14 protein-coding genes are annotated in these 17,749 nt (G+C 61.7%); 3 read left to right on the top strand and 11 right to left on the bottom strand.

Features of this window, described 5'->3' with window-relative positions:
- Nucleotides 1–37 precede the first annotated feature (37 nt).
- Nucleotides 38–823 carry an enoyl-CoA hydratase gene (locus RVAN_RS18060; protein ID WP_013421133.1) on the bottom strand — a complete coding sequence of 262 codons (786 nt, stop codon included), beginning with the start codon at nt 821–823 and terminating at the stop codon, nt 38–40.
- 359 nt (nt 824–1,182) lie between these two features.
- Here RVAN_RS18060 and RVAN_RS18055 point away from each other — a divergent pair, with 359 nt between their 5' ends.
- Nucleotides 1,183–2,274 (top strand): YncE family protein, encoded by a 1,092-nt coding sequence (locus tag RVAN_RS18055; protein WP_013421132.1) that lies wholly within the window; start codon nt 1,183–1,185, stop codon nt 2,272–2,274.
- Between the two features lie 43 nt (nt 2,275–2,317).
- Here the strand turns inward: RVAN_RS18055 and RVAN_RS18050 are convergent, their stop codons facing one another.
- From RVAN_RS18050 to RVAN_RS18030, 5 genes are all read right to left on the bottom strand, one after another.
- Nucleotides 2,318–3,232 (bottom strand): glycyl-radical enzyme activating protein, encoded by a 915-nt coding sequence (locus RVAN_RS18050; RefSeq protein ID WP_013421131.1) that lies wholly within the window; start codon nt 3,230–3,232, stop codon nt 2,318–2,320.
- A gap of 68 nt (nt 3,233–3,300) precedes the next feature.
- Nucleotides 3,301–5,790, bottom strand: a complete 2,490-nt coding sequence (locus RVAN_RS18045; RefSeq protein WP_013421130.1) for a glycyl radical protein — start codon at nt 5,788–5,790, stop codon at nt 3,301–3,303.
- Nucleotides 5,791–5,843: 53 nt separating this feature from the next.
- On the bottom strand, nt 5,844–6,614 hold the full coding sequence (locus tag RVAN_RS18040; protein ID WP_013421129.1) for an ABC transporter ATP-binding protein: 771 nt from the start codon (nt 6,612–6,614) through the stop codon (nt 5,844–5,846).
- A 24-nt stretch (nt 6,615–6,638) separates the two neighbouring features.
- Entirely contained in the window at nt 6,639–7,466 is an 828-nt protein-coding gene (locus RVAN_RS18035) for an ABC transporter permease (protein WP_041789509.1), read from the bottom strand.
- 48 nt (nt 7,467–7,514) lie between these two features.
- Nucleotides 7,515–8,594, bottom strand: a complete 1,080-nt coding sequence (locus RVAN_RS18030) for an ABC transporter substrate-binding protein (protein WP_245258014.1) — start codon at nt 8,592–8,594, stop codon at nt 7,515–7,517.
- Between the two features lie 321 nt (nt 8,595–8,915).
- On the opposite strand from RVAN_RS18030, the gene acs reads away from it, so the two are divergent.
- Nucleotides 8,916–10,892 (top strand): acetate--CoA ligase, encoded by a 1,977-nt coding sequence (gene acs, locus RVAN_RS18025; protein WP_245258013.1) that lies wholly within the window; start codon nt 8,916–8,918, stop codon nt 10,890–10,892.
- Nucleotides 10,889–11,404: an OsmC family protein gene (locus RVAN_RS18020; protein WP_013421125.1), complete on the top strand. Its 516-nt coding sequence runs from the start codon at nt 10,889–10,891 to the stop codon at nt 11,402–11,404. Before acs ends, RVAN_RS18020 begins: the two co-directional genes overlap by 4 nt.
- A 16-nt stretch (nt 11,405–11,420) precedes the next feature.
- Here RVAN_RS18020 and RVAN_RS18015 read toward each other — a convergent pair whose 3' ends face one another.
- The 5 genes from RVAN_RS18015 to nifH form a co-directional block, all read right to left on the bottom strand.
- On the bottom strand, nt 11,421–12,569 hold the full coding sequence (locus RVAN_RS18015; protein WP_013421124.1) for a trans-sulfuration enzyme family protein: 1,149 nt from the start codon (nt 12,567–12,569) through the stop codon (nt 11,421–11,423).
- Between the two features lie 779 nt (nt 12,570–13,348).
- The gene (locus RVAN_RS18010; protein ID WP_155942514.1) at nt 13,349–13,615 is read right to left on the bottom strand and encodes a hypothetical protein; all 267 of its coding nucleotides are present in this window, start codon (nt 13,613–13,615) and stop codon (nt 13,349–13,351) included.
- Between the two features lie 290 nt (nt 13,616–13,905).
- Complete coding sequence (locus RVAN_RS18005) at nt 13,906–15,291, bottom strand: nitrogenase component 1 (RefSeq protein WP_013421122.1); 1,386 nt, start codon at nt 15,289–15,291, stop codon at nt 13,906–13,908.
- A 12-nt stretch (nt 15,292–15,303) separates the two neighbouring features.
- A complete protein-coding gene (locus RVAN_RS18000; protein WP_013421121.1) occupies nt 15,304–16,833 on the bottom strand; it encodes a nitrogenase component 1 in 1,530 nt (509 codons plus the stop codon).
- A 39-nt stretch (nt 16,834–16,872) separates the two neighbouring features.
- Nucleotides 16,873–17,727 carry a nitrogenase iron protein gene (gene nifH, locus RVAN_RS17995; RefSeq protein WP_013421120.1) on the bottom strand — a complete coding sequence of 285 codons (855 nt, stop codon included), beginning with the start codon at nt 17,725–17,727 and terminating at the stop codon, nt 16,873–16,875.
- Between the last annotated feature and the right edge of the window lie 22 nt (nt 17,728–17,749).

Below are 17,749 nucleotides of genomic sequence, written 5' to 3'. Positions count from 1 at the left end.
GAGCCAGGTCTGTGTGAAAGTCGCTACGGTCCCGCGGTCAGCGCCCGCGCCAAACGGGGTCGCGTTTGTCGAGAAAGGCCTCGATCCCTTCGCGGGCGTCGTGGGCCTTGAGGTTGTCGGCCATCAGCTTGCTGGCATGGGCATAAGCCTCGGACAGCGGCAATTCCGTGAGCTGGGAAAAAGCGCGCTTGCCGACCGCCAGCGTGAGAGGAGACCTCGACGCGACTTTCCGCGCGAATGCTGCTGTAACCTCGGTCAGCGTGTCGCCCGCAACAACCTCGTTGACAAGACCGAAGCGCAGCGCCGTTTCGGCGTCGATCAGTTCGCCGGAAAGCAGCATTTGCATCATGTGCTTGTTTGCCAGATTGCGCGACAGGGCGACGGCAGGCGTGAGGCAGAACAGGCCGATGTTGACGCCCGGCGTCGCGAAACGGGCATCCTTCGCCGCAAAGGCGAGATCTGCGCTGGCGACGAGTTGGGCACCCGCGGCTGTGGCGATGCCGTGGACGCGGGCAATGACCGGCTTCGGCAAGTGGACGATTGCCTGCATGACCTCGGAGCAAAGTTTGAAGAGCCGCTCCACAAAGGCATCGTCGAAACCGGTAGCGCGCATTTCCTTGAGATCGTGACCGGCACAAAAGCCCGGACCGGCCCCCGCCAGGATGGCGACACGAGCGTTTTCGTCTTCCGCGATCTGGGCGAGGGTATCGCGCAAAGCTTCGAGCATGCCGAACGACAGGGCGTTGCGATTCTGCGGCCGGTTGAGTGTCAGCGTGACGACGCCTTCATTATCGGAACGCAGAATATAAGGAGATTCGGACATCGGTTCGATCCTCGGGATTTTGTGGCAACGCGTTCATCGCACATAACGTTGGTGTAGAGACAGTGTGCTGATAGTATTTCGGTACGCAGGCGCACCGCACTCATTCGAGCGGCTCGGGTTCGCGCATCCGCTTTACATGAACACCCCGAGACGACGGCAAGCCGAAGACGATGTGCAGCTGCTTTGGCCTGAAAGTAGCTCCTCCTGCCGGACATTTTATCTAGCACCCGAAAGCTTCTTTGGCATAATCTTAAGCGGATGTGCACGGCGGTCTGAAGAAGGTGCCGAGCTGATTTTGGAATCGGGGCATCGCCAGCCGCATCCCATGACCGACGTAAGGCATCGATGGCACCCCACATATGAATCCGATCTTCCGCTTCTGCGTTTTTCTGGCTCTGCTGGTCATGCCTTTGTCGCTGGCCCGCGCGTCGGATATGCCTTCAAATGTTCAGCGCCTGGTTTTCGTGGCGGGGCGCGATGCGTCTTCGGTGACGGCTGTCGATGTCGATCGAGATAGCGTCGTCGGCACAATTGCACTGGGCATCGTGCCGCTTCAGATGCGGGTGTCGGGAGCGCAGGCCAAACTCGTCGCGATCGATGGCAAGAGCTTCGGCGTCACCATCGCCGAAATTGCATCTGGTGCCGTCAGGGTTCTGCCGTTCGATTTTGCGCCGACACGCCTGCTGATAACCGCTGATGAGGGCACCGTCATTGCGGCGAATGACAAGGCAGGCGAAATTGCTCTCATCGATCTGTCTGTGATGGGAGAAAAAGCCCGCATCAAGGGGCCGTCCGATATCCGCGATCTTATGGTCGCGAAGGACGGAGCGAGCATCTTCATAGCCGCCGATTCTATTGACGGCGTCTCGGTCTACGACGCATTGACGGGCAAGTTGACGTCGATTATCGGCACCCGGCCCGCCAGAGCACTTTCGCGCTCACTGCTGGGGAAGAACGGGTTTGCATTATCTGCCGGTCCGGACCCGTTCCTGACGCGATTCAACCTGGAAACAGCCGGGTATCAGGAGACCCCCACGAGAGGCCGGACCATCTATCCCACGATCGCGCGGCTGCTGCTCCCCGACCCAGCATCGGGCACCATCGAAATTGTGCCGCTTGAGGCAACGGGAGAGGCGGTTCACCTTGAGGCCGAACCTGCCATCAGCAGAGCCTATAGCGGATATTTCGACACGGTCGCCTTTGTGCCGGGCACGAAGACGATCTTCGTGTACGACATGGAAAAACTGGTGCCTTCGGGGCGGATCGCCATTTCTGGAACGGCGGGGCCGGGCGTCGTGACACCGGAGACGACGAAACTTTATCTTCCCGTCGAGAGCGCCCGTGAGTTGATCGCGATCGATGCCGCATCGCGCGCCGTGGGGGCGAGGATAAAGCTCGACTTCGCGCCGACGCTTGCCGAGATGGCTGGCGCGTATGGCGTCTGCCATTGACGCCTCGGCGCGCCTTCGAATCAAATGACTCGGGCGCGCGCGACTACCGGCGCGCTACGGTCACGCTCAGACCGTAGTCGTCGAGAATGGAAGCAGCACGATCCGCCTTGGGCTCTATTCGGGAATGAACGGTGTAGGTCTTTCCAAGCGCGGTGTATTTCGACACGCCGAACTCATGATAGGGCAGGATTTCGAGCGTCGCGAGCCCGACTTCCTTCATGAAAGCCCCCAACGCATGAAGGTTCTCGTCCGTGTCGTTGTAGTCCGAAATGAGCGGCAGACGCACGAAAACCGGAAAGCCTCGCTCACCGAGCCGCCGCGCATTTTCGAGGATGCGGGCGTTGCCTATGCCTGTCGCCTCGCGATGGCGCGAATCGTCCATATGCTTGAGATCGAGCAAGATGAGATCGATCGCGGGGAGAAGCCGCTCGAAGTTTTCCCAAGGTAAAAAGCCGGTGGTATCGACGCAGGTGTGAAAGCCGAGGTCGTCATGCAGGGCGGAGAGGAGCGCGCCAGCAAATGCAGGCTGCGCCAACACCTCGCCACCGCTCAGCGTAACGCCGCCGCCGCTTTGCATGAAGATCCGCCAATGCTGGCGCACCTCGGTCGAAACTTCTTCCACCGTCATGCGGCGGCCTGACAGTTGCCGCGCATCCTGCGGGCAGACGGAAACGCAGAGCCCGCACAGTTTGCAAGCTGCTTCGTCGCGGCGCAATTCGTCGCCCGCGATGGCAAGCGCGTCGTTCGGGCATTCCTCGACGCAGATGCCGCACTGGGTGCAGAGCTTGCCGAAATGGAGAAGTTCGGGTTGATGCCTCTGCGACTCGGGATTGCTGCACCATCGGCATGTCAGCGGGCAGCCCTTGAGGAAGACCGTCGAGCGAACGCCGGGGCCGTCATGCACACTGAAATGCTGGATATCGAAAACGATGCCGCTCGGATTGTCCGTCGGTTTCATGTGAGATTATTCCTGGTCCCGACATGCGGGTGCGGGGCGAGCCGACATGCGGCTCGCCCGATGTTTCGTCAGCAGTCGAAGGTCAGTTCCGTGCGTTCGATGATCTCGTCCTGCACGCCCTTGTGCAGGCGCGTGAAGTAAGCGCTGAAGCCCGCCACGCGCACCGTCAGCCCCTTGTAAGCGTCCGGGTTGGCCTGCGCTTTCCGCAGCGTATCCGACGTCACCACGTTGAACTGAATGTGCGAGCCGCCCGCGTCCATGTAGGTCTTGATGAGCGAGAGCAGCTTCCGCGCGCCGCCGATGCCCGCAAGCGCGGTCGGGTGGAACTTCATGTTGAAGTGGTTGGAGCCATACTTCACCGCGTCCACTGCCTGAGCCGCAGACTGGATCAGCGCGAGCGGCCCCTTCTTGTCGGTGCCGGGCGTCGCGGAAACGCTGCCGTCCGTAAGGGGGCGGCCCTTCTGCCGCCCGCTTGGCAGTGCGCCGGTCTTGAGGCCGTAGTAGTTGTGGATCGAAAGCGAGTAGGCCTCGATGTTCGCGATGTGGTCGCCGAAGTAACTGTAGCCCGCAGCGTGGAACGTCTTGAAGGCGTCGTCATAGACGCGGCGGACGAGCGCATCGATTGCGGGATCGCCGTTGCCGTGCTTCGGCGCGTTGAGGCACAGCGTGCGGATGCGGTCGTGCCCCTCGAAGTTGGCATCGACGGCATCGAGCAGTTCGCCGAGCGTCAGCCGCCCTGTATCGAACACGAGATGCTTGATCGCGGCGAGCGAGTTCGCAGCGTCCACGCCCGCGTTGCTGATGACGAAGTAGAGATAGTAATCCACGCCGCCGTCGAAGACGTGCTTGCCGCGTTCGAGGCAGCCGCCGTAAAGCGCCGAGCGGAACGCGGGCGCGATCGTCTCGCCGAGCGCCTTGGTCGACACGGAGCCGAAAGCACGCTGCACCTTGAAGAGGTGCTCCACCTGCCGGAGCCACGCACCGTAAAAATCCTCGAAGCTCTTGAACGAGCGCGCATCGCCAGTGCGAGCGCCGACGAAGAAGCCGGTGCCGGGATCGATGCCGTCATGCAGCGCCAGTTCGATGCACTTGGCGAGGTTGAACGTGCCGCCTTCATGAATGAACGCCGTCCGCCCTTCGACGCCCGTGCCGACGCAGCTCATGTTGATGCTGGCGCGCGCGTCCTCGATTGTGATGCCGTTCTTCGCGTGCCGCGCCAGCGTCCGCTCAATGATGAGGCGGGTGTTCATCCATTGCGGCTGGCCGAGACCCGTGCGCTCCAGTTCGATGGCCTTCAGCAGGAAGTCTTCCTGCAGGCCGTCGTGGTAGAGAATGGTGATCGTCGGCTGGATGTTTTGCAGCTCGATCTGCGTATCGAGAAGGACGGAGTCGAGCTCGGTCGTGGCGTCCTGTCCGGCCGCGTTCAAGCCGCCGAGGTTGATCGTGTGCCCGGTGTGGCCGGAGTTGGTGCGCGCCGAGATGAGGCCCTGATAGTAGCCATATTCGAGGATCTTCACGAAAAGGCACTTGAACCACGCCTGCGCGTCCTCCCGCGTGAAGCCGTTCTGCGCCTTGTCGGCCTGGAACCACGGGTCGAGATACTGGCCGATGCGTCCGGGCGACGAGCCGCAACCGCTCTGCTCGATCTGGTTGCCGAGGTGCAGGAACCACCAGAACTGGATCGCCTCGCGGAAATTGCGCGGGGGGTTCTCCGGCACGTGACGGCAGACTTCCGCGATTTCCAGAAGCTCCGCGCGGCGCACGGCGTCGCCCGTCTCGGCGGCGAGCTTTTCGGCGAGATCGGCGTAGCGGTGCGCGAGATGGATCAGCGCGTTGAGTGAAATCAGCACCGCGCGATAGAAGTCGATCTTCGAGGCGTTTTCCTGAGTGAGAGGAAGCGCCTTCAGCCGCCCTTCCGTTTCGCGGATGATGTCGCCGAGCCCACGCCGGATGAACGTGGCATAGTCGAGCGTGCCCGAGCCGATGGTGTAGGGCGCCGTCTCCGTGATGAGGCCGGCGGCGACGCTATCGCGTGGATCAAAGCCGTGAAGCTCGCGCGAAAGCTCGCGGGCTCTCGCTTCGGCGGAGCGGGTCTGGAAATACTTCGCGGTTTCGATCAGGGTCGCGCGTTCCTCATCGCTCAACTCGACCTCGCCGAGATGGCTGACCATCGGCTGATCGGCTTCGCGAAGGATCCATTCCGCGCCCCATTCGGGATAGGGATACACGCCAGCGGGCTTGCTGGTCACGGTGCCGACGAGCGGGTTGTCGTCGATGTAAAGCGTCTTCTTTTGCAGCACGCGCTCGAAGACGCGGGCGCGAAGAACGATGACTGGCTCCTGCGCGTATTCCCGATACACGTCGAGGAGATGGGTGAGCCGCTCGGTGTCGATCTTCTGCGGCGCGTCGAGCAGGAATTCCTTCGCGCGCGATGCGGCTTCGGAACAGCGCGCGGACTGCGCGGCGTTCGTCAGCTTTCCTTTCTCACGGAATGGGCTGAGGCCGGGAATTGAAGGCGCGAGCAGAGCCTCCGCTGGCAATGCATTCGGTACGGACATGAGGGCGGTCTCCTTCTGGGTAGCAAATTTGATTTTTGAGGTGCGGAGGCGCGTCAGGCTGCTTCCTGACCGGCCTCGAAGACGTTCATTTCCGCGAGCACTTCGCTTTGCAGGGCGACGAATTCGCGGCTCGCACGACTGCGCGGATAATCGAGATCCACGGTCACGCGACGCGATATGCGGCCGGGCTTGGCGCTCATCACGGCAATCTCGTTGCTGAGGAAGATCGCCTCGCCGACGTCGTGCGTCACGAGTATCATGGTGGTCTTCTCGTAGCGCCAGATGCGCAGCAGTTCGTCCTGAAGGCGAAGACGGGTGAGCGCGTCGAGAGCGCCGAGCGGCTCGTCGAGGAGGAGCACTTCCGGCTTGTTGACGAGCGCGCGGGCAATCGCGCCGCGTTGTGCCATCCCTCCCGACAACTGGTAGGGATAGGCGTTCTCGAAGCCATTCAGCCCCACGAGCGAGATATGCTCGCGGACGAGCCTCGCCTTCTCCTTCGACGATCCGGGCGCGTTTTCGAGGCTCAAAGCGACGTTCTGCTCAAGCGTCAGCCAGGGCAGCAGCCGGTGATCCTGAAAGACAATGCCCCGCGCGAGGCTTGGCGCCGAGATCTTGTTTCCGTTGAGAAGAATGCTGCCTTCGTAGTCCTGATCCAGACCGGCGATAAGGCGAAGCAGCGTCGACTTTCCGCAGCCGGAAGGGCCAACGATACTGAGGAACTGGCCGGATTCGACACTCAGTTCGATATTGGAGAGGACCGACAGTCGCCCTCCGTCGTGGCCCTGGTAGCTTTTGCTAACCGACCTGACGTGCAGTTTTGACATCTCAGTTTCCCGATTTGAGTGCGATCAGCCTTCGAAGCCCTGCTTCCAGCGCAATAGCCTCCGCTGCGCCAGATACATGATCCGGTCGATGGTGAAGCCGACGAGGCCGATGATGATCATGCAGACGACGAGCTGGTCGGTGAGCAACAGCCCTTGTGCGCGGAAAATCAGAAAGCCCAGCCCTTCGAGGCCGCTCAGCCCTTCCGCGATCACGACCATCGCCCAGGCGAGACCGGCCGCGTAGCGCAGTGAAACCATGATCGAGGGGAACGCCGAAGGCAGGACGACTTTTCGCACCATCTGCCAGCGGTTGAGCGTCAGCACGTTCGCCAGCTCGATATGGCTTTTCTCGACGTTCCTGATGCCCTGAAGGGTGTTGAGAAACACGGGAAAGAAGACGGCCTTTGCGATGACGAGCACCTTTGCGGGCGCACCGATTCCGAGCCACAAAACGATGAGAGGCAACCACGCGATGCCGGGGATATGGCGCAAAGTGTCGAATGTCGGCCCGAAAAACTGCTCGACCCGTTTCGAAAGTCCGGCGGCGACCCCGAGCACGATTGCCGCGGTCGCGCCATAGACGAGCGCCTGCCCGACGATAGACACGCTCGAAATGAAGTCGTTGGCCAGTTGTTGCTTTGTCAGCATCACCCAGAAGGCTTCGGCCACCTTGACCGGCGCGGGCAGGAAGACGGCCTCGACCCATTGGTAGGTGGAAGCCGCCTGCCAGAGCGTGACGATGATGAGGGGCAGAAGAAGCCCGACGACATTGATTTTGCTGAAAAACCTCGCCACCCTTCGCGATGGCGGCCGGATTTCTGCCAAGTCGAGATAACTGCTTGTGGTGCTCATTTCCATCCGTCCCATGCGCGCTTCGCTCGGGAGGCGCGCCAGATTTAACTAATTGTAGATGGAGTATTCACCGCCGACGAAGAACCGCCCGTCGATGAAGGAGTCGACCTGCTCATCCGTCAGCCTGCGCTCGTTCAGGATGTCGTCGCCGTTGTCGACGTACCATTGCTGAAATGTCTTGATGGACTGACGGGCGCGGTCGGCGCGTGGCTCACCGGCCATGAACTCCCACTCGCCGACATGGGTGATCTGGAAGCGAGCAACCTCGACAGGTACGCGCGTTCCCCGCGCGACGATTTCGGTGGCTTCCTCGACATGGTCGAGCGCCCATTCGCGGCTGCGTTCGCGGGCGATCAGAAACGCTTTCACTACCTCGGGATATTTGTTCACGAAATCGCGGCGCGCGAAGTAAGTGACGCGGCCGGCGTGATTCACGTAAACGCCGTCGTCGGGTGAGTGCCCGACCACCTTGAGGCGGCCGGACAGCCAGGCTCCCGTGAAAGCGCCGGCGGCGAGATGAGCTGTCGTCGCGTCGGTCGCACCGGACAGCACCGCCGAAATGGCGACCGCCGAATTGTCGATCGACTCGTAACGGATCCGCCCTTTTGTCTGCCGCGAATCGAATGGAAGCCCTGCGTTGGTCGTTATCTCGAACGGCGACGACCAGTAGCAACTGATGCGGCTCGAACCGAACTTCTTCCCGTCCAGATCCTGCACAGACTTGACGCTATCATTGTCAGCGCGCGCCAGGATCGGGGCGCGATAGCGGTTCGACGGCTCGGATGCCCAGATGATCACGCCGTCGAGGCCGTTGGCGCGATGAACGGTTGCCGGATAGATCATGCGCTGCGCAATGGCGATGGCGCCGCCACCGACTGCGGCGGCTTCTGCGCCAAGGAGGTCGGCCGCTCCACCCGCGATAAGCGTAACTTTCGACGTTCCGATCTTGCTGAATTCTTCTTTGAAGAACCCCTTCTCCTGCGCGACGATTGTCCAGGGAGTAAGTTGCAGATTGATCGAGGGCAGCGCGTCGGCGCAGGCATGCCCCGCCATGCCAACTCCAACCATCACGGAGACAAATGCGGCGCGGCCTGCAACGCGCGCCCACCCGATTAGCTTGCTTCTCACGGTATCCTCATTGCGATTAATATCGATATGTTTGCTCGACTATAACATTTATGTCAACGCAATATATTGCTCAGCAAATAGCCATAGGACACCAAGAATGCAAACCTGAGAACCGCATTTTGGCGACTAATCGAAAAAATAGTTTTTTCTGTAATGAGGCCAATCGTATGGTGAATTAGAAATTTACCTGATTATTACGTCTAGCGATTTAATCAAAAAATGTCTGGACCCCGCAGCGTGCCTCCCTATAAGACTTCCGGCTGTGGTTCACCCTGGCGAACCGCGGGGCGCCTGCCGCAACGCATCGCCAACATTCAGTCAATGAGACAGATGGTTCAGTCCGAAGTTTACCCGGTGCCGCCGGAATTCGCTGCCCGCGCGCATGTCGACGCGGCTGCCTATGAACGCCTCTACCGCTGGTCCATCGAAGACCCGGACGGGTTCTGGAAGAAGGAGGCCGCGTTCCTCGACTGGATCAAGCCGTTCACAGAGGTGTCGGACACCAGTTTCGATGTGAACAACTTCCGCGTCCGCTGGTTCGCCGACGGCACGCTCAACGGCTCGGTCAACTGCATCGACCGCCATCTTGCCGCGAAGGCCGACAAACCCGCCGTCTTCTGGGAAGGCGATACGCCGGGAGAAAGCCGCGTCGTCACGTGGGGCGAACTCGCGGACAAGGTGAACCGCCTTGCGAACGTCCTCAAAAGCCTCGGCGTGGGCAAGGGCGATGTGGTCGCGATCTATCTGCCCGTGATCCCTGAGGTGATGGTGGCGATGATGGCCACGATCCGCATCGGCGCAGTCCATACAGTAGTGTTCTCCGGCTTCTCGGCGGAATCGCTCGAAAATCGGATCGCGGATTCGAAAGCGAAGGTTCTCATAACCGCCGACGAAGGTTTTCGCGGCGGGCGCATCTCACCGCTGAAGCGCAACGCCGACGACGCGGTGCGAAACCAGCCGAGCATCGAACACGTGATCGTCGTGCGCCGCTCGGGCGCCGAGGTTCCGTTCACACCGGGCCGAGACCTTTGGTACGACGAGGCGACGGAGGCTGCAGACCCGTGGTGCGAGCCGGTCGAAGTGGGCGCGGAAGACCCGCTCTTCATTCTTTATACATCCGGTTCGACCGGCAAGCCGAAGGGGCTCGTTCACACGACCGCCGGTTATCTCGTGCATGCGGGGACGTCGTGGCGCATCATCTTCGACTGGCATGAGGGCGATGTGTTCTGGTCGACCGCCGATGTCGGCTGGGTCACGGCGCACAGCTACAAACTCTACGGGCCGCTGCTCAACGGCGCGACGACTGTCATGTTCGAAGGCGTGCCGAGCTGGCCCGATGCGTCGCGCTGGTGGTCGATCATCGAAAAGCACCGCGTCAATATCTTCTACACCGCCCCAACGGCATTGCGTTCCCTCATGCGCGAAGGCGAGGCACCAGTCAGGAAGCACGATCTGTCGAGCCTGCGCGTGCTGGGCTCGGTGGGCGAGCCGATCAATCCAGAGGCGTGGCGCTGGTTTCATTCCGTGATCGGCGGCGGGCGCTGCCCCATCGTCGATAATTACTGGCAGACCGAAACGGGCGCGGTGACGCTCGTGCCGATCCCCGGCGCGATCCCGAACAAGCCGGGCATGGCGGCGAAGCCCTATTTCGGCATTCGCCCTGAGGTGGTCAGCCCCGAAGGCGTGACGCTTGAAGGCCCGGCTGAAGGAAACATGTGCTTCCGCGGTTCGTGGCCCGGACAGGCGCGCACCATACTGCACGATCACGAGCGCTTCCTGAAAACCTATTTCGCGCCGTTTCCGGGGCGCTTCTTCTCAGGCGACGGCGTCACCCGCGACGAGGACGGCTACTACCGCATCGCCGGACGCGTGGACGATGTCATCAACGTGTCGGGCCATCGGCTCGGAACTGTGGAACTCGAAAGCGCCATCGCCTCCCACCCCGCCGTCGCGGAAGCTGCGGTCGTTGGATATAATCACGACGTGAAGGGGCAAGGGGTTTTCGCCTATGTCACGCTCAAGGCCGACATGCCGGAAACGGAGGAATTACGCGCCGAGATCAGGCAATGGGTGCGCGCGCGTATCAGTCCTATCGCCTCGCCCGACATCGTCCAGTGGGCACCGGCGCTGCCGAAAAACCGCGCGGGCAAGATCCTCCGCCGCATCCTCCTGAAGATCGCCAACAACGATTTTTCGGATTTCGGCGACACCTCCACGCTCGCCGACGCGTCTGTCGTCGAAGACATCATTGCCCGCCGCAAGGCCGAACTCGCAAAACTTACCAGGGAAAACGCATGAACGCCGACGATCTCCGCGCCCTTCAGGCTCCGCTGAAGGATCGCTACAAAGCCGAGCCCGAAGCCGCAATCATCACGCTGAAGGCGCGCGGCGACCTTGACGCCGAGAGCGTCGTATGTCGCGTCGACACAGGCAAGGCGCTCGTCGAGGCGGGGCTGCATCCTGCCACCGGCGGCACGGGTGCTTTCGCCTGCTCGGGCAACATGCTGCTCGACGCGCTGGTGGCTTGCGCGGGCGTGACGCTGAAGGCGGTCGCGACGGCAATCGGCTTCGATCTCAGGGGCGGCGTTGTTTCGGCGGAAGGCGACCTCGATTTTCGCGGGACGCTCGGCGTGGCAAAGGACGCGCCCGTGGGCTTTCGCGCCATCCGCCTCACCTTCGATCTCGAAACATCCGAGCCGCAGGAGCGCATCGACCAACTCGTGAAGCTCACCGAGCGCTACTGCGTCGTCTACCAGACGCTCGCGCGGCCCGCCGACCTCGGCCTCACCGTCAGGACGACGGCGGCGTAAACGCCGCCGCCTCGGCCTAAATCTCGCGCGCTTGTGCGAGCGCCTCTGAAAGATCGTCGTAAAGGTCGTCCACCGCTTCGAGGCCGACCGAAAGGCGCAAGAGATCGGCGGGTACGGGGGAGCGCGGCCCTTCGATGCTGGCACGGTGCTCTATCAGGCTTTCGACCCCGCCGAGCGAGGTCGCCCGCTTCCAGATCGAGACATGCGCGGCCGTCGCGATGGCGGCCCGTTCGCCTCCGTGGACGCGGATCGACAGCATGCCGCCAAATCCGCCCTGCATCTGCCGCTGCGCGAGTTCGTGGCCCTTGAAGCCGGGCAGACCGGGGTAAAGAACCTCGGCGACGCCCGGATGAGCGGAAAAGCGCTCTGCCAGGGTCTGCGCGGAAGCGCTTTGCCAGCGCACGCGCGGGAATAGCGTACGCATGCCGCGCTGAAGGAGCCATGCCTCAAGCGTACCGGGCACGCCGCCGTTCTGGCTTTGCACGGTCTTGATGGTAGCCCAGAAATCGTCCTGCCGCGCCGTGGTCACGGTGCCGATAACCGCATCCGAATGGCCGTTCAGATATTTCGTGGCGGAGTGCATCACGATGTCCGCGCCGAGCGAAAGCGGCCGCGTGAGAACCGGGGTCGCGACCGTGGAATCGACCGCGAGGCGAGCGCCGGCAGCATGCGCGATCTCGGCGGTCGCCGCTATGTCGTACACGGTCCAGAGCGGGTTCGCGGGCGTTTCGAGCCATACGAGTTTCGTGCGGCCCGGAACGATGGCGGCTTTCAGCGCGTCGATGTCGCCCGCATCGGCGAAGTCAACGAGGAGGCCCCAGCGCGACGCGAATCCCTCAAGCCATGCCCGAAGCGCCCAGTACATCACGCGCGGCGCGACAACATGATCGCCGGGTGCAAGCGCCAGAAACACAGCGTTTGCCGCCGCCATACCCGAGCCGAACAGCGCAGTTTCCGCGCCGCCCTCAAGTGCGGTCAGCGTCTCGGCGGCCGTGTCGAAGGTGGCATTCTGCGCGCGGGAATAGACGCGCCCGCGCCGATAAAGATTATCGGGATCGCGGATATAGGTCGTCGAAGGATAGAGCGGTGGAATGAGCGCTCCCGTGGCTTCGTCTTCCCGGCCAAGCGCGCTGGCCGCGACGGTTTCGGGACGTTTCTTGATCATGACGGGTGGAGTCCAGTTGATGTATCTCCTGAGTGCCCGCCGTTCTGATGAGGCGGCATGACGTTTCAGGTTGCCGTTGGATATCTTATCCCCCCATCTGGCTAAAGCGAAGCGTAAGCCAAGTTGAATGCTGGAAGCAAGATCGTTTCGGGGTGGGGCGGGCGATAGCCAAGCGAGGAGTGTGGCCGGAAGCCATGGCGGCGCCAGCGCTCGATCAGCGGCTCCTCATCGCTCCCTCCGTCATGTCGCGGCGTCGGTAACTTCGGGGCCACATTTCGTCCATCTTCCGGCCGGGAAAGCATCACCGTAATCGTGTTAACCTGAAGGTTCAGGTTATGCTGGCGGAGGTGCGACGTGCGGGAATTCCGGAAATCGAGGCTGGCTTATCCCAATGCGTTCCTCAGGTCGGCGATTTGCGCGTTCTTCTGCCTCGCACTGGCGGTGTCGGGTCATGCTCAGGATGAAGACGCGGATGGGGGCAACCCTTCGGCAAGCCGAGCCTTTGAATCTCACGTCGTGATCCGTGCAGATTTTGAGCGATGTGGGTGCAAAACCCATTGTTTTTCAGTGTGGGTGCAAAACACCGAAGTTCGCCCTCCGTTCCCCCTTGTATCCCCGTGGTATCGATGTTAAACCCCGTGAAATGCCAAAAACTTGACAATTTACCCATTGGGGCGCAGCCAGTAGTGGCATTGTAGATTCCCCTTTTCCATCATATGTTTATCCAGAAAAAAGCCTGCCATTTGCAGGCAGTTTGCAGGCAGACGGCCTCTCGTGCTTCATTTTGATCGCTTCGGGTCTTTTTTGCTAACTGGTAGCTTTTCTGGTTTTTCATTGTCGATAACGATCAGGCTAGTCCCTGCAATCAAGTTCGGCGGAAGGATCGGGCGCGGCTTCTTGTGCCTCTGCGCGATCTCGTGAAGCTGCCCCATGATGGCGTCGACGCCTGTCTTGCATGTTTCCAGATAGGCCGGAGCATGGCTCTCGTACCACTCTTCGGTCGTGCGATGCGGGTCGACATGACCGAGCCATTGCGCGCTGTTCACGCGGCGAACCAACAGCGATCCATCAGCGCGACAACGCGATGCCAGCCTTCTCACGATCGAATACGCCCGAAAGCGTTGCTAAAGCTCGTTCTGGCGTTACGATTCTGCGGCCGGTTGAGTGTCAGCGTGACGACACCTTCATTATCGGAACGCAGGACAAACGGAGCTGCGGACATCGGTTCGGATCCTCAGGTTTTTGTGGCAACGCGTTCATCGCGTATAATGTTGGCGCGCTCTCGGCTGTTGCATAAAAACTAAAAGCCGACATGTCGCTCTTGCCTAGGGTCGCTCTACGCGCTGTGGCTGACCACCGTGCTATAGATGCGTTCGAGCAGTGTGAGCGCCCCGCGATAGCCGACATAGCTGCGCGACAGCACCACCTCGTAGGACGTCGGGAAGCCGACCTCGACGATCGATCCCTTCATCTCCTTCACAAGGTCGCGCTCCCACGTCGTGCCGAAAATGATGGGCGGCTTCTGCCCGAAGTCGGCACCCCGGATCGCCTCGTGAATCCGATAGCTGTCTTCCAGAAACTCGACCTCAACCGAAACATCGTGATCGATGCGGCGGAACTCGTCGCGGATCGCGTCGCGATATTCGAGCGGCGGGTCTTCGGTCACGATCTGCTTCGCCGGGATCAGACCAAGCTGCGTCACGAGAAACTTCGTCAGCGCAAGATTATAGGCGCTGTCGCCCGCAACCGCGAATTTCGCGGGAAGGCCCCACCAGTATTCGGAATAGAAATCAGTGAAGCCGTCGATGTAGGTGTAATAGCGTTGCTCCTCGGTTTCGATGAAGCTTTCGACGTGCTTTTCCGGCAGCTTGGCGAAGGCCGCGACTTCGCGCAGAAAGGCCGCGCTCTGCCGCGCCCCGATGGGCAGCACCGGGATGTGCAGGAGTGGCTGATCGTACTTCTCTTTGAGCAGCTTCGCGGTCGAAAGGTTGAGCCAGGGCGAAAGCACGAGGTTGAAGCCAGCCTTCGGGATGTCGCGCCACTCCGAAACGCCGGCGCTGTCCGGCCCGAACAGCACATTCACCTTGAGGCCTATGCCTTCGAGGAGCCGCTTGATCTCCTCAAGATCGCCGCGCCAGAAGGTGTTGTGATACGGGAGCAGCGACCAAAGGTTTACGGTCTTCGCGTCGCGCGTGCCGTCCCATGGCTCCAGATATTGCTCGATGATGGCCTGCGAGACGGCTTCATGGCCGGTGAAGTTGTTGCCGCGGAAGCCGCCCGTTTCCGCGTAGACGATCGGCACGCCGCGCTTCTGGAAATCGCGCACGACGGAGCCGACATCGTCGCCGACGAGGTCGGGGATGCACCCCGTCAGCACCACGAACAGATCCGCGTCGATGACCTTCAGCGAGGATTCGATCAGTTCGCGCAGACGCTCGGCGCCGCCGAAGATCACTTCGCGCTGCGATGCGTTCGTGCTCGGTACGACAGGGCCGCCGCCATAACCGGCGCTTTGATAGCCGTTGTAGAAAGCAATGTTCATGTACTGCTTGTCGGCGCAGCCCGGACCGCAATGGGTGATGGGCACGACGCGCGGGATCGCCGCGGCGCTTTGCATCGCGCCGATGGCGCATGCATAGCGCACGAGTTCGATATGGGTCGCCTCCGCCTCTTCCGCCTTTGTGTCGGAAGCGGCGCGCGGTTTCAACGCTAGAAGAGCCATGAATTCTCCTGATTATTCGGCTTGGGCACGGGCGAGCGCGAACGGGTCTTTCTCGGCAAGCCACGACTTCTTGTAGGGAAGCTTCACGCGGCCTGCGATGTCTTGGTGGAATTTGCGATGTTGCAGCACAGCGAGGATCGCCTCGCCGAGATTGATCATGCCCTGATAGCCGAAGGCATGCAGTTCGTCCCCGAGCGGGATAGCCGGGATGCCGAGCCGCGCGGCGAGCGGCGCGAGACCGTTGTGGCGGATGATGATGAAGTCTGGCTTCACGCGCTGGAGCAGGTTGTAGAACTGATATTGCTGGCGGTTGCCTACGGTAAAGTTCTCGACTTCGCCATAGTTCTCGATGAGATGAGTGAGCGTGTCCTGCTTCGGGTCTTCGCTGTCGTAAACCGGGTCGTGATGAAACACGAGCGAGCCGTCCACACCCACGCCCAGTTCGCGGAGAACGCCAATCAGGCTGTGTGAGTACGCAGAGCCGGTGGCGACATAGCCTTTCAGCCCGGCGAGCTTCTTCTTGAGTTCCTCCACCTTCGGCCGAACGCGCGCGTGCTCTCTCTCGATGAAGGCTTCGACCTTGTCCTCGCGTCCCGTCACGCGGGCGACTTCGCGAATCCAGGCATCGGTTCCCGCGAAGCCGTAGGGCTGGGGCGCGCGGATCTGCGGCACGCCATGTTCCTGTTCGAGCCCCTGCGCGAGATAGGTGCCGAGCGTGTAGCAGAACGTGACCGTCGCCGCCGCCTCGGACATTTGCGCGAGTTCTTCCACGGTCGCCATGTCGACCACGTAGTTCACACGCAACCCCAGTTCCTTCAGCATCGGCGTGAATACGTCCGAGCCCCAAAGGTTTATGACATTGACGAGGTCTTCCTGCTTTCTCGTCGGGTTCTTGCGCACGATCTGGCGCAGGATGCCATGCTGCGTCGCGTCGAAGCCGGTGCTCCAGTGCTTGGAGGCAAAGCCTTCGCAGTGCAGCGGGATGACGGGAATGCCGAGATCAGCTTCGGCGTGTTTCGCCACACTTTCCACGTCGTCGCCGATAATGCCGCTCGCGCAGGACGTGGCGATGAAGATCGCTTTCGGCGCGTGCCGCTCGAACGCAGCGCGGATGGCCGCGTCGAGCTTGTCAGCGCCGCCATAGACCATGTCGCGCTCGCGCAGATTGGTCGAGATGAAGCGGATGTTCTGGACGGGGTGCCCGCGCATGGCGAGGCCGTTGCGATAGATGGAGTTGTAAATCACCTGGCCCGCGCCGCAGCCGATTGGCGAATGCTGGATCAGCACCGCGTCGCGAATGTTGCCGGCCTGACATTCCACCATCTGCTCGGAGCAGACGGACCCTTGCGTGAACGGTCCGGTCAGTTCGCAGACACGGCGCGCCTTGGCTCCGCCCCGTCCGCTCGTGCCGCAGCCGCCGCATTCGCCGCGCGCGTACGCGGATTCATCGGCAAGGGCGCTCGCCTTTCCGTCCCAGCCGATGATCGTGCCGAGACGTTGCTCGCGCGTCTCGACAGTGGACGTTTTCAGGTTGATGCTCATATGTGCTCCAGGGTTCCATTGAAGTGCCGAACGAGATCGTCAGGCGGCGGCGCGTTCCTGTTCGACGAGCCGGTCGGCCCATTTCGCCGACCATTCGCGCAGTTCGAGCGGCCCGAGCGGCGTCGGCACCTTTGATTCCGTATGCTCGGCTATGCGGCGCGCGAGGGTACGATAGATCTCGGCTTGTTCGGACTGCGGCGCCGCTTCGATGGTGGTCCGGCCCGAAAGCTCGGCTTGCGTAACGGTCAGCGAGCGCGGCACATACTGGACGATGGGTGTCTTCGTGTGTGCCGCAAAGTCGTCGATGATCTCGCGCTGGAAGTCGGTGTTGATCGAGTTGGCGATGATGCCGCCGAGCAGCGCGCCGCCTGCGGTCGAGAACTTCTCGATGCCCTTGAACAGGTTGTTCGCCGCGTAGATCGCCATGAAGTCGGACGACGACACCGTGAACACATGCTCGGCGATCCCCTCGCGCACCGGCACCGCGAAGCCGCCACACACCACGTCGCCGAGGACGTCGTAGATGACGTAGTCGAGGTCGAGTTCCTCGAACACGCGCTGCTGCTTCAGAAGCTCGACGGCGGTGATGATGCCGCGCCCCGCGCAGCCGACGCCCGGCTGCGGGCCGCCCGCTTCCACGCAATAGATGCCGCCGAAGCCCTGAAAGATCGCCTCATAGGCGTCGACGCGGCGGCGCTCCGCCAGAAGGTCGAGCACGGAGGGAATGTATTCGCCGCCGCGCAGCGTGTTGGTCGAGTCGGCCTTCGGGTCCGCGCCGAACTGCATCACCTTGTAGCCCGCTTCCACGAGCGCCGCGCTGATGTTCGATGTGGTGGTCGACTTGCCGATACCGCCCTTGCCGTAGATGGCGATCTGCTTGAGTTTCTTCGACATTTTCTCTCCTGACCAGGTTGAG

It is taken from the genome of Rhodomicrobium vannielii ATCC 17100 (assembly GCF_000166055.1).
Classification (GTDB): domain Bacteria; phylum Pseudomonadota; class Alphaproteobacteria; order Rhizobiales; family Rhodomicrobiaceae; genus Rhodomicrobium; species Rhodomicrobium vannielii.
This window is presented reverse-complemented; position numbering and strand designations above follow the sequence as displayed.

Coding starts and splice junctions, on each gene's coding strand:
- RVAN_RS18035 (WP_041789509.1), bottom strand. CDS start 7,466: ATGAGCACCACAAGCAGTTATCTCGACTTGGCAGAAATCCGGCCGCCA.
- acs (WP_245258013.1), top strand. CDS start 8,916: ATGAGACAGATGGTTCAGTCCGAAGTTTACCCGGTGCCGCCGGAATTC.
- RVAN_RS18005 (WP_013421122.1), bottom strand. CDS start 15,291: ATGGCTCTTCTAGCGTTGAAACCGCGCGCCGCTTCCGACACAAAGGCG.
- RVAN_RS18040 (WP_013421129.1), bottom strand. CDS start 6,614: ATGTCAAAACTGCACGTCAGGTCGGTTAGCAAAAGCTACCAGGGCCAC.
- RVAN_RS18020 (WP_013421125.1), top strand. CDS start 10,889: ATGAACGCCGACGATCTCCGCGCCCTTCAGGCTCCGCTGAAGGATCGC.
- RVAN_RS18045 (WP_013421130.1), bottom strand. CDS start 5,790: ATGTCCGTACCGAATGCATTGCCAGCGGAGGCTCTGCTCGCGCCTTCA.
- RVAN_RS18055 (WP_013421132.1), top strand. CDS start 1,183: ATGAATCCGATCTTCCGCTTCTGCGTTTTTCTGGCTCTGCTGGTCATG.
- nifH (WP_013421120.1), bottom strand. CDS start 17,727: ATGTCGAAGAAACTCAAGCAGATCGCCATCTACGGCAAGGGCGGTATC.
- RVAN_RS18000 (WP_013421121.1), bottom strand. CDS start 16,833: ATGAGCATCAACCTGAAAACGTCCACTGTCGAGACGCGCGAGCAACGT.
- RVAN_RS18050 (WP_013421131.1), bottom strand. CDS start 3,232: ATGAAACCGACGGACAATCCGAGCGGCATCGTTTTCGATATCCAGCAT.
- RVAN_RS18060 (WP_013421133.1), bottom strand. CDS start 823: ATGTCCGAATCTCCTTATATTCTGCGTTCCGATAATGAAGGCGTCGTC.
- RVAN_RS18015 (WP_013421124.1), bottom strand. CDS start 12,569: ATGATCAAGAAACGTCCCGAAACCGTCGCGGCCAGCGCGCTTGGCCGG.